We start from the raw sequence: 13,424 nt of genomic DNA, 5'->3' as shown, positions 1-13,424 counted from the left end.
CGATCAGAACACCGGGTGTCATGAAGAAGGCCAGGAACAACGCCACCGGAGCCATGTCGCCCGAACTGCGACCCCTCACCATCGGCATCCTCGCCATCATCACCTGCGCCGCGTTCGAGGCGATGGCCGTGGTGACCGCCATGCCTGCCGTGGCCCGCGAGCTCTCGGGCGAGTCGAGCTACGGGCTCGCGTTCTCGATGTACCTGACGGCCTCCCTGCTCGGGACCGTCGTCGCGGGCTCCTGGTGCGACCGTAAGGGTCCGGGACCGGCGCTGGGCGTCGGGATGTCGCTGATGATCCTCGGGCTCCTCGCCTCGGGCATCGCTCCGGAGTTCTGGCTCGTGACCGCGGGCCGCGCGGTGTCCGGTCTCGGTGGCGGGTTCATGATCGTGGCGGTGTACGTCGTCATCGGACGTTCCTTCCCGCAGCAGTCCCAGCCCGTGGTCTTCGGCTGGCTGGCCGCCGCCTGGGTACTGCCCGCCCTGATCGGGCCCCTGGTCGCCGGCTTCGTGACCGAGCAGTTCGGCTGGCGGTGGGTCTTCCTCGGGGTGGCGCCGATCGTGCTCGCCGCCGTCCTCGTGGTCTGGCCCCGCACCCGGGGGATCGGTCCGCTCGAGACGGCGGACACGGGGTCCGCCCGGGCCAGGACCTACCGGGGGTTCGCCCTCGCCGGGGGAGTGTTCGCCGCGCAGTGGGCCGTGGTCCGCTTGGCGGACATCGACCGCCCGGATGCCGGCACGGTGTGGAGCCTCGCCGTCCTGGCAGCGGCAGGTATCGCCGTCGTGCTCCTCGTGCTGCCCGGCCTCCTGCCCCGCGGCACCATGACCCTGGCGCGTGGCCTGCCCAGCATCATCGCCACCCGCGGTCTGGTCAACGTGGCCTTCTTCGGTACGGAGGCCTTCATCCCGCTCATGCTGGTCTCGTCCCGCGGGATCGACCCGGGGACGGCCGGCCTCACCCTGAGCGCAGGCGCCGTGGGCTGGAGCGCGGGCTCGTTCGTCCAGGCCCGTGTCCACTTCGACCGCAAGTGGCTGCTCGTCGCGGGAGCCTCGATCCTCTCGCTCTCCCTGGGCGGATTCGCCCTCGCCACGGCGGCCGAGGCCTCCCTGGGCATCCTCGTGGTGGTGTGGGCCTGCTCCGGCTTCGCCATGGGCATGACGTTGTCGAGCACGTCGGTCCTCACGCTGAAACTCTCGCCGCAGAACGAGCAGGGCCGTAATTCTGCCGCCCTGCAGATCTCCGACCAGCTCGGTGGCGTGGTCGGTACGGCGGGCGCGGGAGCACTCTTCGCCCTCCTGCGCGACGCCGGCAACCCGGGCCATGTGCCCACCTTCGTTGCGATCTGGCTGGCTCTGTGGGTGTTCACGGCAGCAGGTATAGTTTCGGGTCTGAGAGGGGCCGGGTCAGGTACTGACGGCTCAGGTCTCACCCCCAGCAAGTCGATGGAAGGTACTGTCCCGGCGTGAGTAGTGACACCCTGTTCGGTGCCGGCGCAGCCCTGCCGCCCGCCTATCCGGAGCGCGCGGCCTGGGGCACGGCACCCAAGCTCCGCCAGTGGCAGAGCGAGGCGCTGGAGAAGTACTTCCACTCCTCGCCGAGCGATTTCCTCGCCGTGGCCACGCCGGGTGCGGGCAAGACGACCTTCGCCCTGCGGGTCGCGACCGAGCTCGTGGACCGCGGCGTCGTCAATCGCGTGACCATCGTGGCACCCACCGACCATCTCAAACGCCAGTGGGCCGACGCCGCCGCGCGCGTGGGACTCGCGATCGACCCCAACTTCAAGAACGCCGACGGTCGCCACGGCGGAGCCTTCATCGGCGTCGCCGTGACCTACGCGCAGGTGGCCAGCAAGCCGATGCTGCACCGCGCCAAGACCGAGGCCGCCCGCACGCTCGTGATCCTCGACGAGATCCACCACGGTGGCGACGCGCTGTCCTGGGGTGACGGCATCCGCGAGGCGTTCGACCCCGCCGTCCGGCGCCTCGCCCTGACCGGCACGCCCTTCCGGTCCGACACCGCGGCCATCCCCTTCGTGGAGTACGCCGAGGACCGGGACGGCATCCGCCGCTCGAAGGCCGACTTCACCTACGGCTACGGCCAGGCCCTCAAGGACCACGTGGTGAGGCCCGTCATGTTCATGGCCTACTCGGGGCAGATGCGCTGGCGCACCAGCAACGGTGAGGAGATGGCGGCATCGCTCGGCGAGGCCGCCGTGACCAAGGACATCACCGCGCAGGCCTGGCGGACGGCGCTGAACCCGACGGGCGAGTGGATTCCCTCGGTCCTCGCCGCGGCGGACAAGCGGCTCACCGAGGTGCGCCGCACCGTGCACGACGCCGGCGGGATGGTCATCGCGACCGACCACGACGACGCCCGCGCCTACGCCGGCCAGCTCAAACGCATCACCGGCGAGTCCCCGACGGTCATCCTCTCCGACGACGCCAAGGCATCCTCGAAGATCGAGGAGTTCTCCTCCGGGGACAAGCGCTGGATGGTGGCCGTCCGCATGGTCTCCGAGGGCGTCGACGTGCCGCGCCTCGCCGTGGGGGTCTACGCCACTTCGACGGCCACCCCGCTGTTCTTCGCCCAGGCCGTGGGACGCTACGTCCGTGCCCGCCGGCGGGGCGAGACGGCGTCGATCTTCCTTCCCTCGGTACCCAATCTCATGGCGCTGGCCAACCAGCTCGAACTGGAGCGGGACCATGCCCTCGACCGGCCCGAGAAGCACGACGAGGGTTTCGGGCTCGAGGACGACCTGCTGGAGGCCGCCAATCGCGAGGACAAGGCGTCCGATTCGCTGACCAAGCAGAAGTTCGAGGCACTCGAGTCGCAGGCGTCCTTCGACCGGGTCCTGTTCGACGGCGGCGAGTTCGGCACCGGCGGCGAGATGGGCGGCGACGAGGAGCTCGACTTCCTCGGGATCCCCGGTCTGCTCGACGCCGACCAGGTGGGCCAGCTGCTGCGCCAGCGCCAGCACGAGCAGCAGTCCCGGCGGAAGACCGGTCCGGTCTCGCCCGCCGCCGAGCCGCTCGTGGTGGATCACCGGCTGCTCACCGATCTGCGCGGGCAACTGGCGAAGAACGTCTCCGCCTGGGCCGCACGCACCGGCATGCCCCACGGACAGGTGCACACGGAGCTGCGCCGTCAGTGCGGAGGACCGGCCGTGGCGCAGGCCAACGAGGAACAGCTCCAGCGCCGGCTGCAGAAGTTGCAGGACTGGTTCATCGGCAAGAAGTAGGAACGCGGTGGGACAGCTCCCACGGGCGCCGTCCCACCCGGGTCAGCCGTGGAGCTCGGCGCCCGCCGCTTCCAGCTCGTCGAGGGTCTTCTCGGACGTATCCTGCCCGACCCCGCGCGTGAGCGCGGTGAGGACGGACACGGAGTACCCCGCCTGCAGGGCATCGAGGGCTGTCGCACGGACGCAGTGGTCGGTGGCGAGACCGACCACGACGACGTCGTCCACCTCGTGCTCGCGCAGCCAGTCGTCGAGCGTCAGAGGGCTCTCCGCAGGCTCGGCGGAGCCGCCGCCGAGCTTCTGCTCACCCGTCGGCACCTCGTCGTCGGGCGCCTTGACCCCCTCGAAGCCGGAGTACGCCGCCTCGAACTGGCCCTTGCGGAAGACGGCGTCGATGCTCTCCACGTCGAGGTCCGGATGGAATTCGGCACCCCGGGTGCCGGCCACGCAGTGGACGGGCCAGGAGTCCACGTAGTCGGGGGTCTCGGAGAAGTGGGCCCCCGGATCGATGTGCCAGTCCTGCGTCGCGACGACGACGTCGTAGGTTCCGGTCTGCCCGTCGATGTGGTCGCTGATGTCGGCCGCCACCCGGGCGCCGCCGTCGACCGCGAGTGACCCGCCCTCGCAGAAGTCGTTCTGGACGTCCACGACGATCAGTGCTCGTGTCATGATGCTGCCTCCTCGTACTCGGTGGGAATGACGGGCTCACCGCGCTGCAGGCGCCGGGACGCTCCGGGCAGTTCGGCGATGGAGCGTGCGTGGCGGTCCGCGGCACGCACGACGGCGTCCGGCCCCGTCCAGCCGTCGAGGACCACACCGTCCCTGACGAACTGCTCGACGAGCGGGCGGTCGTTGCCGTCGTTGGCGGGGCTGCTGCCGATGCCGACCACCTCGGCCTGTGCCACGCCCTTGGGGTCGAGACGCCGCAGCGCATGCTTGAGCCCGCCCACGGAGGCCTTGTTCTTCGCGGCCTTGGCCACGGGGACGAAGGTCCCGTCGTCGCCCTGTCGGCTGACGAGCTTGTAGACCATCCCGGCCGTCGGTGCGCCGGAGCCGGTGACCAGCGAGGTGCCGACGCCGTAGGAGTCCACCGGGGCGGAGGCCAGGAGCCCGATGGCGAACTCGTCGAGATCGGAGGTGACGACGATCCGGGTGCCGCCGTTCCCGAGCTCGTCCAAGAGGTGGCGCACCCAGCGCGCCTGTGCCACCAGGTCGCCCGAGTCGAGCCGGACGGCTCCGAGCTCGGGCCCCGCGACCTCGACGGCGGTGCGCACACCCTGCTCGACGTCGTAGGTGTCCACGAGCAGCGAGGTACCGCGGCCGAACGAGGCCACCTGTGCCTCGAAGGCGGACCGCTCGGAGTCGTGCAGCAGGGTGAAGGAGTGGGCGGCGGTCCCGACCGTCGGGATGCCGTACCGGCGGCCGGCCTCCAGGTTGGAGGAGCTGGCGAAGCCGCCGATGACGGCGGCCCGGGCGGCGGCGACGGCGGCCTCCTCGTGCGTGCGGCGCGAGCCCATCTCGATGCAGGGCCGGCCGGCCGCCGCGCCGCTCATGCGGGAGGCGGCCGAGGCGATGGCGCTGTCGTGGTTGAGGATCGACAGGATGAGGGTCTCGAGGATGCAGGCCTCGGCGAAGGTGGACTCCACCGTGAGGATGGGGGAGTGCGGGAAATAGGCCTCGCCCTCCGCGTAGCCGGAGATGGACCCGGTGAAGTGGAAGTCCGCGAGCCACGCGAGCGTCGAGTCGTCCACGATCCGCTGGTCGCTGAGGAAGCCGAGCTGATCGTCCTCGAACCGGAAGGCCGCCAGTTCCTCCAGCAGGCGTCCCGTCCCCGCGACGACGCCGTAGCGGCGGCCGGCCGGCAGCCGGCGCGCGAAGGCCTCGAAGACCGAGCGCCGATGCGCCGCACCCGAGTGGAGCGCCGCCTGCAGCATCGTGAGTTCGTACTGATCGGTGAACAGTGCGCTGTTGGGCGCCTTCGCGGTGCGCGGCGCCGGAGGGGCAGCGTCGGGCAGGGCGGTGGTCGGGGCGTCGGTCACTCCTGAAACGATAGCCGGGCCTTCGCCGTGTGCGTAGTCGGCCCCGGAGCGGGGTCGATGCGACCTAGACTTGGGAGCATGACAGTAGGCTTTGCGATCGGCACCGACACCAGGGAAGAGGTACGGACGGCCGAGAAGACCGATCTGGACCAGCCCTGGGTGGTGGTGGTCTGGAACGACCCCGTGAACCTGATGAGCTACGTGAGCTTCGTGTTCCAGACCTACTTCGGATACAGCGAGGCGAAGGCCCGCACCCTCATGCTCGAGGTCCACGAGGCGGGCCGCTCGGCAGTGTCCTCGGGCACCCGCGAGAAGGTGGAGCAGGACACGGTGGCGCTGCATTCCTACGGACTCTGGGCTACCTTCGAAAAAGCCGGAAGCGAGTAGACCGACCCATGGCGAAACCGTTCAAGTCCACCCGCCGCGGGATCACCGGAGCACTGGAACCGGGCGAGGCACGCCTGCTCCGCGCCCTGCTCGACGACGTCATCTCCATGCTCGAGCCCGAGACCGGCCCCAGCGAGGACCCGCTCGCGGCCCTCGTGGGCATGTCGGGCTCCGACGCCGACGCCACGGCCCCGGACGACTCCGCCGTGCGGCGCCTCCTGCCCGACGCCGTCCGCGGCGACGACGACGAGGCACTCGCCTTCCGCCGCCTGACGGAGCGTTCCCTGCGCGAGCAGAAGATCGGGGCCCTGCGCGGCAGTGCCCTGCTGATCGAGTCGAGTCCCATGACGCTCAACGACGAGCAGGGGCGGATCCTGGCACAGGCACTCAACGACGTCCGCCTCGTCCTCGCGGACCGCCTGAGCATCGAGACGGAGGAGGACGCCGAGCGCCTCCACGACGTCGCGGACTCCAAGGACGTGGACAACGTGGAGTCCTATCTGGCCCTCGTCTACAACTTCATCACCTGGCTGCAGGAATCGCTCGTGCAGGCCATGCTGAAGGCTGCGAAGCTGCAGCGCTGACCCGACGCGGGGCTGCGTCACAGGATCGGACCCACGGGGTGCTGTGACAAAAGCCACGGACCGGCGAATAGTTTTCGTCGGCAGCACGCCCTAGTGTCAGAGGTCATGAGTTCCGAGCCAGCAACCGTGGACCGCAGTGAGGCGCCCATCGGGATCTTCGACTCCGGCGTCGGTGGCCTGACGGTGGCCCGCTCCGTCATCGACCAGCTACCCCACGAGTCGATCATGTACGTGGGGGACACCGCGAACGGCCCGTACGGACCCCTGCCGATCGCCCGGGTCCGCGCGAACGCGCTCGCCATCATGGACGAACTGGTCGACTCCGGGGTGAAGCTCCTCGTGATCGCCTGCAACTCGGCCTCGGCCGCGGTCCTGCGCGATGCACGGGAACGCTACACCGCCAGCTACGGGATCCCCGTGATCGAGGTCATCCAGCCGGCAGTGCGCCGGGCCGTCGCCTCGACCCGCTCGGGCCGCGTGGGCGTCATCGGCACGACGGCCACCGTGGGCTCCCGCGCGTACGACGACACCTTCGCCGCCGCGACCCACCTCGACGTCACGTCCGTGGCCTGCCCCGCCTTCGTCGAGTTCGTGGAGGCCGGCATCACCGGTGGCCCGGAGCTGCTGCGCACAGCCGAGGAGTACCTCGCCCCGCTGAAGGCAGCCGACGTGGACACCCTCGTGCTCGGCTGCACCCACTACCCCCTGCTCACCGGCGTCATCTCCTACGTCATGGGCGACGCCGTCACCCTGGTCTCGAGCGCCGAGGAGACGGCGAAGGACGTCTACCGTGCCCTCATCTCGCACGGCCTCGAGCGCACCGGCACCGGTCCGGGAACCCACCGCTTCGCCGCGACGGGGGATGCCGCGAGCTTCGAGGTGCTGGCCCGGCGCTTCCTCGGCCCGGAGGTGCTCACCGTGCAGCACGTGGACCGCGTCGCCGAGGAGTACCCCACCGGCAGCCTCGCGCGGGTCACGCCCGACATGATCACCGCCGCGGGAGCGCGGCGCGCATGAAGCTCACGATCGTCGGCTGCAGCGGATCCTTCCCCGGACCGCAGTCGCCCGCGTCCTGCTACCTGCTGACCGCGGAGTGGGAGGGGCGCACCTGGCGGGTGCTCCTCGATCTGGGCAACGGCTCGCTCGGAGCCCTCCAGCGGTACACCGACCTGCGGGAGATCGACGCGATCTTCCTCTCGCATCTCCACCCCGACCACTGCATGGACCTGTGCGGGCTGCACGTGGCGGTGCGCTGGGATCCTGCCGGCTGGGGGCTGCCGCGCATCCCCGTGTGGGGTCCGGCGGCGACGGCAGACCGGATGGCCAGCGCCTACGGCCTCGATCCCGACCCCGGCATGCACGAGGACTTCGACTTCCGCTCCTGGTCCGACCGCACCGCGGTCTCGGTGGGGCCGTTCACGATCACGCCGTTCCACGTGCTCCACACCGAGGAGGAGGCCTACGCGCTGCGCGTGGAGTCCCCGGCAGTGGACGACCGCGGGGCGCGGGTCCTCACCTACTCGGGGGACACCGACGCCTGTGACGGCGTGGTGGACGCCGCCCGCGACGCGGACATCTTCCTCTGCGAGGCAGCGTTCCACGAGGGCCGCGACGACGCGATCACCGGCGTGCACCTGACCGGGCGCCGGGCGGGGGAGATCGCCACGCGGGCCGCCGTGAAACGGCTGCTTCTGACGCACCTGCCGGTGTGGAACGACGCCAACGTGTCCGTCGGCGAGGCGCGGCAGAGCTACGACGGCCAGCTCGCCGTCGCCGTCGCCGGTGTGTCCTACCAGGTCTGAGCTCCCCGGCCCCGCGCGTCTAGACTGGAAATCATGACCTCCGCGAATTCCTCGTCCGACGCTGCCACCGGCAGCACCCCTCCCGAGCTGCGCGCGGACGGCAGGACGCCGGACGAGCTGCGTGGCGTCACCATCACGCGCGGGTGGTCCACGCAGGCCGAGGGGTCGGCGCTGATCGAGTTCGGAGACACGCGCGTGCTCTGCACGGCGTCCTTCACGAGCGGCGTCCCCCGGTGGCTCAAGGGTAGGGGCACGGGCTGGGTGACCGCGGAGTACGCGATGCTTCCCCGGGCCACGAACACGCGCTCCGACCGCGAATCGGTCAAGGGCAAGGTAGGTGGGAGGACCCACGAGATCTCACGGCTGATCGGTCGCTCGCTGCGCTCGATCATCGACACGAAAGCACTCGGGGAGAACACCGTCGTCCTCGACTGCGACGTGCTGCAGGCCGACGGCGGCACCAGGACGGCAGCGATCACCGGCGCCTACGTGGCACTCGCCGACGCCATCGGCTGGGCCAGGACCCAGAAGCTGATCCCCGCCTCGGCCGAGCCCCTGACCGATACCGTGGCCGCCGTCAGCGTCGGCATCATCGACGGCGTCCCCATGCTCGATCTGCCCTACGTCGAGGACGTGCGCGCCGAGACGGACATGAACGTGGTCGTCACCGGCTCGGGGACCTTCGTCGAGGTGCAGGGCACGGCCGAGGGGGCACCCTTCGACCGCGCGGAGCTCGACGCGCTGCTCGACCTCGCACTCCTGGGGACGGCGCGGCTCGCCGGGATCCAGCAGGACGCCCTCCGGGACTCCCCGGGTGCCTGACATCCCGCAGCCCCGGCTCGTCCTGGCCACCCGCAACGCCGGGAAGCTCCGGGAGCTGCGCGACCTGCTCCGCGGGCAGGTGCCGGGGCTCGACGTCGACACGCAGGTCGTCGACGCAGCGGCGGCCGGCGCACCGGACGTCGTCGAGAGCGGCGTGACCTTCCGCGAGAATGCGCTGCTCAAGGCCGAGCAGACGGCTCGCGCCACCGGGCTCCTCGCCGTCGCGGACGATTCCGGTCTCGCGGTGGACGTCCTGGGAGGCGCCCCCGGGATCTTCTCGGCACGGTGGGCCGGTTCGCACGGCGACGATGCCGCGAATCGTGACCTCCTCCTGGCCCAGCTCGCGGACATCCCGGAGGAGCAGCGCGGCGCCGCCTTCGAATGTGCTGCGGCCCTGGCACACCCGGACGGCGGCGGCACCACTGAGACCGGCCGGCTCCGCGGCCACCTGCTCACCGCACCGCGGGGCACGGGAGGCTTCGGCTACGACCCCCTCCTCGTCCCCCACGGACTCGACAGCAGTTGCGCGGAGCTCTCGTCCGAGGAGAAGAACGCCATCAGCCACCGGGGGATCGCCTTCCGGGCCCTGCTGCCGCATCTGGTCGACGCACTCGCCTGAGCACCACCCACCACTGCAAGCCGTCGATCCACACCATCGACAAAGAGGAAGACACATCGTGAGCATCGCCCAGACCATCGACGCACTCCCGCTCGCCACCGCGACGACGTCGGACAGCTCCTCCCTCGGCAGTGTCGCGGACTGGGCCGTCAATCTCATGGAGACCATCGGCGCACCCGGTGCCGGGCTCGCCATCGCGCTCGAGAATCTCTTCCCGCCGCTGCCGAGCGAGGTGATCCTCCCCCTGGCCGGGTTCACGGCGAGCCGCGGGAACTTCTCGCTCGCGGAGGCGATCATCTGGACCACCCTGGGCTCGGTCGTCGGAGCCCTCGCGCTCTACGCCATCGGTGCCTGGCTGGGACGGGACCGCATGCGCCGACTCGTCTCGAAGGTACCCCTCGTGGACCTCGAGGACGTCGACAGGGTGGAGGCGTGGTTCGACCGGCACGGCTCCAGCGCGGTGTTCTTCGGCAGGATGATCCCCATCTTCAGGAGCCTGATCTCCATCCCGGCCGGCATCGAGAGGATGGCCGTGGGGAAGTTCCTGCTGCTCACCACCGCCGGCAGCCTGATCTGGAACTCGATCTTCGTCCTGGCGGGCTTCTACCTGGGCGAGAACTGGAGCATCGTCGAGGAGTACGCCGGGATCTTCCAGCGGATCGTGATCATCGCCGTCGTCCTGTTCCTCATCTATTTCGTGGTCTCCAAGATCCGCACGTACCGGCGGAAGCGGGCCTGATGGGCGGGGCCCCGGCTGGCGCACCGGAGTGGATGACCCGGATCAGGCCCGCTCCTTCAAGGACCGGCCCTTCCCGACCCGGCCTGAGCACACCCTCCGATGCGGGGCAGTGGGCGCCCGCCCGGTAAAGTGGAGGCGTGGGAATCGCGTTCACGGCCATCGACTTCGAGACAGCGAACGGTTTCCGCGGCTCGCCGTGCGCCGTCGGTCTCACGAAGGTCAGGGACGGGCGCATCGTGGAGGAGGCCTCCTGGCTCATGCGGCCACCGGCGGACCACGACCACTTCGACTCCCGGAACATCGCCATCCACGGCATCACCTCACAGATGGTCCGGGACGCTCCGCGCTTCGGCGATCTCTTCCCCGAGATCGGCGGATTCATCGGCGAGGACGTCCTCGTGGCGCACAACGCCGCGTTCGACCTCGGCGTCATCCGGTCCGCGCTGGAGGTGTCCTCACTGCCCGGTCCGGCCTGGGAGTATGCCTGTACCGTGGTCCTCTCCCGCCGGAGCTACACCCTCCCGTCGTACTCGCTGCCCTTCGTCGCGGAAGCGGCCGGAGTGCCCCTGCTCAAGCACCATGACGCAGTGGAGGACGCCCGCGCCTGTGCCGGCATCATGATCGACATCGCGGGCCGGTGGGACGCAGCCTCCGTGGAGGAGGTCCTCGAGATCCACAGCCTGCCGCTCTCGCGGACCGAGCAGTACGCGCCGGGGGTCGACGAGCTCTCGAAGGCCACGCGCACCGCCCTGGGTCGCGGGTCCTCGGCGGCCGGCTGGTCGGGATGGCCCGAGGAGGGCGTCAATCCCAGCCCCAACGTGCAGGCCGATCCGCGGCACCCCCTCTACGGCCAGACGGTCGTCTTCACCGGGTCCCTCGGCATGCCGCGTCCGCAGGCGAAGGAACGCGTCGCCGGACTCGGCGCACAGCCGGCGAGTTCGGTGACCCGGCGGACCACGGTGCTGGTGGTGGGCGACGGCTTCGTCGCCTCCGATCTGCGGCACGGGCGGGTGACCGGAAAGGTCCGCCGTGTGCTCGAACTCAACGAGCGTGGCCACGCGATCGACGTCCTGTCGGAGGAGCAGTTCCTGCGCCTCACCGCAGGATCCTCAGCGCTGCACCGTCCCTAGCTATTCCGACACACACCCGCCATCAGAGGCGGAGCGGGACGCCGGTGAGGGCCGCGGACAGGTCGATCAGCCGTGACGCCGCTGTGCTGTCGCGGGCGTGGGGCTTCACCGGGACGAGGGCGGGCTCTCCCGAGAGCTGGAACCAGCCGGCGGGCCCGCAGTACGCGCCGTTCGGGATGGACCGGTCCGCCACGGCGCGCACGAGCGGCCAGGCGCCGTCGTCCTTGCCCTGGGCCACGGGGGCCATGACGCGCTGCCGCCAGCGGGACGCCTCCTTGTGGGCCGCGACGCCGGGGCGGTCGGGAGTGAGCATCCCCAGGGAGAAGCCGGGGTGAGCGACGACGCTCGTGGCCCGGCTTCCCGTCAGCTCCAGGCGCCGTGCCAACTCGAAGCCGAAGGCCGTGACGGCCAGCTTGGACGTGGCGTAGGCGCGCGCGTTCCGGTACGACGACGGCTGCAGCGACGTCGGAGTGAGCCTGGCCCAGCGATGGCTGATACTGGCCAGATGGACGATCCTCGCCCCGGCGTCGGTGAGTGCGGGCAGGAGACCGGCGATCAGCGCGTAGTGACCCAGATGATTCGTGCCCAGCTGCAGCTCGAACCCGTCCGCCGTCGTCCGCCGTTCCGCGGACCCGACAACCCCGGCGTTCGCGAGCAGCCCCGTCACGGCATCGCCCGCTGCGAGGGCCTCGGTGGCGGTGCGCACGGAGGACAGATCGGCCAGGTCGAGGCGCTGGAACCTGACCTCGGCGTCGGGGTGGCGGTCATGGATGGCCTGGATCGCGCGCAGCGCCTTCTCCTTGCTGCGTGACGCCATGATCACGCTCGCGCCGGCGCCGGCCAGTTGTTCACAGGCGAAGTAGCCCAGCCCGGCGTTGCCGCCCGTGACGAGGATGCGCTGGCCGGACAGTGCGGGGAGGGCACGGGGATTCCACATGCCCTCCACCCTAGAGGCGGTTGCGGCCCGCCGCGGTGTCCCGGTGCGGGACTCCCTCACGCGCCCGTGGTCTGGCTGATCAGGGCCTGCGCCATCGCGCGGACGATCTCCGGGGTGCCGGAGGAGGAGAGATAGGCGCCGGGCAGGGCATTCGTCCCGTGGCGGGCTCCCATGATGCCGCCGGCCAGCGATGCCGCGACGGGTGAGGCGCCGGGGGCAGCCGCCTCCACGGCGTGGGCGAGGGCCAGGGTGAACTGCTCCTGCGGTGCGGCGTCCGTCGCCGTGCCCGCGAGGACGCCCCGGACGGCGGCGTGCAGGGTCCCCGCTGCCGTCGGCTCCGCCGACGTATCCGCGGCGGGAGGACCGGTCTCCGCGCTGCTGCCGAGCGCCCCGGCGAGGTCCAGCCCGTCGATCGCGAGCGCCCGGATGATGCCGCTGTAGGTGGCGGCCGGGGCCGTCGCCTCCTCCGCGCCGTGGGTCAGCGCCGCGGCGTCGAGTGTGAGCCGCTCCGCCATGCTCGCCGGGATCCGCGGGACGAGCCCGAAGGGTGCCGATCGGACCAGGGCCCCGGCACCCGCCGAGCGGGGGTCGAGAGGACGCGACCGTGTTCCCATCTCGCCCGAGAGGAGGGCCTGCACGGTGTCCCGGTCGGGCCGCTGCCCGGTCAGCAGGCCCGTCTGCCGGTCCAGCCAGCGGTCCGGCGGGGCGGGAGCATGCGGCGGTGGATGCTCCCCCTGACGTCGGAGCCAGCGCAGATAGGCGAGCCAGAGGCAGGCCGTCTCGTCCGCGGCGACGCCGTCGTTGGCCCACTCGAGCGCCTCCACCAGACCGTCGACGGTGTACAGGGTCAGGGAGGTCGCCGAGGAGACCGCGAGCGTGGACGGATCACGGAGCGCCCCGGCCGGATCACGACCTGCGGCTCGGAGCACGCCGTACGCATCGCCGGCCGCGCTCCCGAGGAGGCAACCCAGCACCCTGTCCTCGTACTCGAGCGGGCCCGGCGTGGGATGGGCGGGTGCGGGGGAGGTGTTGCCGGTGGGGCTGTCGTTCGTCACCCGACCAGTCTAGGGAGGGGGCCGGGCACGCGGCGCCGGTACCGGTAATGTCCCCCTCCGGCGGTAGCGTGCACT

At 71.0% G+C, this 13,424-nt stretch carries 14 protein-coding genes; 10 read left to right on the top strand and 4 right to left on the bottom strand.

Features of this window, described 5'->3' with window-relative positions:
• Positions 1-20 precede the first annotated feature (20 nt).
• Both Q0747_RS01310 and Q0747_RS01305 read left to right on the top strand, forming a co-directional pair.
• A complete protein-coding gene (locus tag Q0747_RS01310; RefSeq protein ID WP_298251455.1) occupies positions 21-1,466 on the top strand; it encodes an MFS transporter in 1,446 nt (481 codons plus the stop codon).
• A complete protein-coding gene (locus Q0747_RS01305) occupies positions 1,463-3,238 on the top strand; it encodes a DEAD/DEAH box helicase (protein ID WP_298251454.1) in 1,776 nt (591 codons plus the stop codon). The genes Q0747_RS01310 and Q0747_RS01305 overlap by 4 nt, the downstream gene beginning before the upstream one ends.
• 42 nt (positions 3,239-3,280) lie before the next feature.
• Here Q0747_RS01305 and Q0747_RS01300 read toward each other — a convergent pair whose 3' ends face one another.
• Both Q0747_RS01300 and Q0747_RS01295 read right to left on the bottom strand, forming a co-directional pair.
• A complete protein-coding gene (locus tag Q0747_RS01300; RefSeq protein ID WP_298251453.1) occupies positions 3,281-3,904 on the bottom strand; it encodes an isochorismatase family protein in 624 nt (207 codons plus the stop codon).
• Positions 3,901-5,250, bottom strand: a complete 1,350-nt coding sequence (locus Q0747_RS01295; protein WP_298251746.1) for a nicotinate phosphoribosyltransferase — start codon at positions 5,248-5,250, stop codon at positions 3,901-3,903. The genes Q0747_RS01300 and Q0747_RS01295 overlap by 4 nt, the downstream gene beginning before the upstream one ends.
• Positions 5,251-5,352: 102 nt before the next feature.
• On the opposite strand from Q0747_RS01295, the gene clpS reads away from it, so the two are divergent.
• From clpS to Q0747_RS01255, 8 genes are all read left to right on the top strand, one after another.
• Positions 5,353-5,661, top strand: a complete 309-nt coding sequence (clpS, locus tag Q0747_RS01290) for an ATP-dependent Clp protease adapter ClpS (RefSeq protein WP_298251452.1) — start codon at positions 5,353-5,355, stop codon at positions 5,659-5,661.
• Positions 5,662-5,669: 8 nt separating this feature from the next.
• Complete coding sequence (locus Q0747_RS01285; protein ID WP_298251451.1) at positions 5,670-6,245, top strand: DUF2017 domain-containing protein; 576 nt, start codon at positions 5,670-5,672, stop codon at positions 6,243-6,245.
• Between the two features lie 105 nt (positions 6,246-6,350).
• Positions 6,351-7,262, top strand: a complete 912-nt coding sequence (gene murI, locus Q0747_RS01280; protein WP_298251450.1) for a glutamate racemase — start codon at positions 6,351-6,353, stop codon at positions 7,260-7,262.
• On the top strand, positions 7,259-8,047 hold the full coding sequence (locus Q0747_RS01275) for an MBL fold metallo-hydrolase (RefSeq protein ID WP_298251449.1): 789 nt from the start codon (positions 7,259-7,261) through the stop codon (positions 8,045-8,047). The genes murI and Q0747_RS01275 overlap by 4 nt, the downstream gene beginning before the upstream one ends.
• A 33-nt stretch (positions 8,048-8,080) precedes the next feature.
• On the top strand, positions 8,081-8,869 hold the full coding sequence (rph, locus tag Q0747_RS01270; RefSeq protein WP_298251448.1) for a ribonuclease PH: 789 nt from the start codon (positions 8,081-8,083) through the stop codon (positions 8,867-8,869).
• Positions 8,862-9,488, top strand: a complete 627-nt coding sequence (gene rdgB, locus Q0747_RS01265; RefSeq protein ID WP_298251447.1) for an RdgB/HAM1 family non-canonical purine NTP pyrophosphatase — start codon at positions 8,862-8,864, stop codon at positions 9,486-9,488. The genes rph and rdgB overlap by 8 nt, the downstream gene beginning before the upstream one ends.
• A gap of 157 nt (positions 9,489-9,645) precedes the next feature.
• A complete protein-coding gene (locus Q0747_RS01260; protein ID WP_298251745.1) occupies positions 9,646-10,227 on the top strand; it encodes a DedA family protein in 582 nt (193 codons plus the stop codon).
• Positions 10,228-10,364: 137 nt separating this feature from the next.
• Positions 10,365-11,357, top strand: a complete 993-nt coding sequence (locus tag Q0747_RS01255) for an exonuclease domain-containing protein (protein WP_298251446.1) — start codon at positions 10,365-10,367, stop codon at positions 11,355-11,357.
• A gap of 22 nt (positions 11,358-11,379) precedes the next feature.
• Here Q0747_RS01255 and Q0747_RS01250 read toward each other — a convergent pair whose 3' ends face one another.
• Both Q0747_RS01250 and Q0747_RS01245 read right to left on the bottom strand, forming a co-directional pair.
• Entirely contained in the window at positions 11,380-12,294 is a 915-nt protein-coding gene (locus tag Q0747_RS01250) for an SDR family NAD(P)-dependent oxidoreductase (RefSeq protein WP_298251445.1), read from the bottom strand.
• 56 nt (positions 12,295-12,350) lie between these two features.
• Complete coding sequence (locus tag Q0747_RS01245; RefSeq protein ID WP_298251444.1) at positions 12,351-13,349, bottom strand: ADP-ribosylglycohydrolase family protein; 999 nt, start codon at positions 13,347-13,349, stop codon at positions 12,351-12,353.
• Positions 13,350-13,424: the final 75 nt, after the last annotated feature.

It is taken from the genome of uncultured Arthrobacter sp., from assembly GCF_947493765.1.
Classification (GTDB): domain Bacteria; phylum Actinomycetota; class Actinomycetes; order Actinomycetales; family Micrococcaceae; genus Arthrobacter_D.
This window is presented reverse-complemented; position numbering and strand designations above follow the sequence as displayed.

Coding starts and splice junctions, on each gene's coding strand:
- Q0747_RS01310 (WP_298251455.1), top strand. CDS start 21: ATGAAGAAGGCCAGGAACAACGCCACCGGAGCCATGTCGCCCGAACTG.
- Q0747_RS01300 (WP_298251453.1), bottom strand. CDS start 3,904: ATGACACGAGCACTGATCGTCGTGGACGTCCAGAACGACTTCTGCGAG.
- clpS (WP_298251452.1), top strand. CDS start 5,353: ATGACAGTAGGCTTTGCGATCGGCACCGACACCAGGGAAGAGGTACGG.
- Q0747_RS01285 (WP_298251451.1), top strand. CDS start 5,670: ATGGCGAAACCGTTCAAGTCCACCCGCCGCGGGATCACCGGAGCACTG.
- murI (WP_298251450.1), top strand. CDS start 6,351: ATGAGTTCCGAGCCAGCAACCGTGGACCGCAGTGAGGCGCCCATCGGG.
- Q0747_RS01275 (WP_298251449.1), top strand. CDS start 7,259: ATGAAGCTCACGATCGTCGGCTGCAGCGGATCCTTCCCCGGACCGCAG.
- rph (WP_298251448.1), top strand. CDS start 8,081: ATGACCTCCGCGAATTCCTCGTCCGACGCTGCCACCGGCAGCACCCCT.
- Q0747_RS01260 (WP_298251745.1), top strand. CDS start 9,646: ATGGAGACCATCGGCGCACCCGGTGCCGGGCTCGCCATCGCGCTCGAG.
- Q0747_RS01250 (WP_298251445.1), bottom strand. CDS start 12,294: ATGTGGAATCCCCGTGCCCTCCCCGCACTGTCCGGCCAGCGCATCCTC.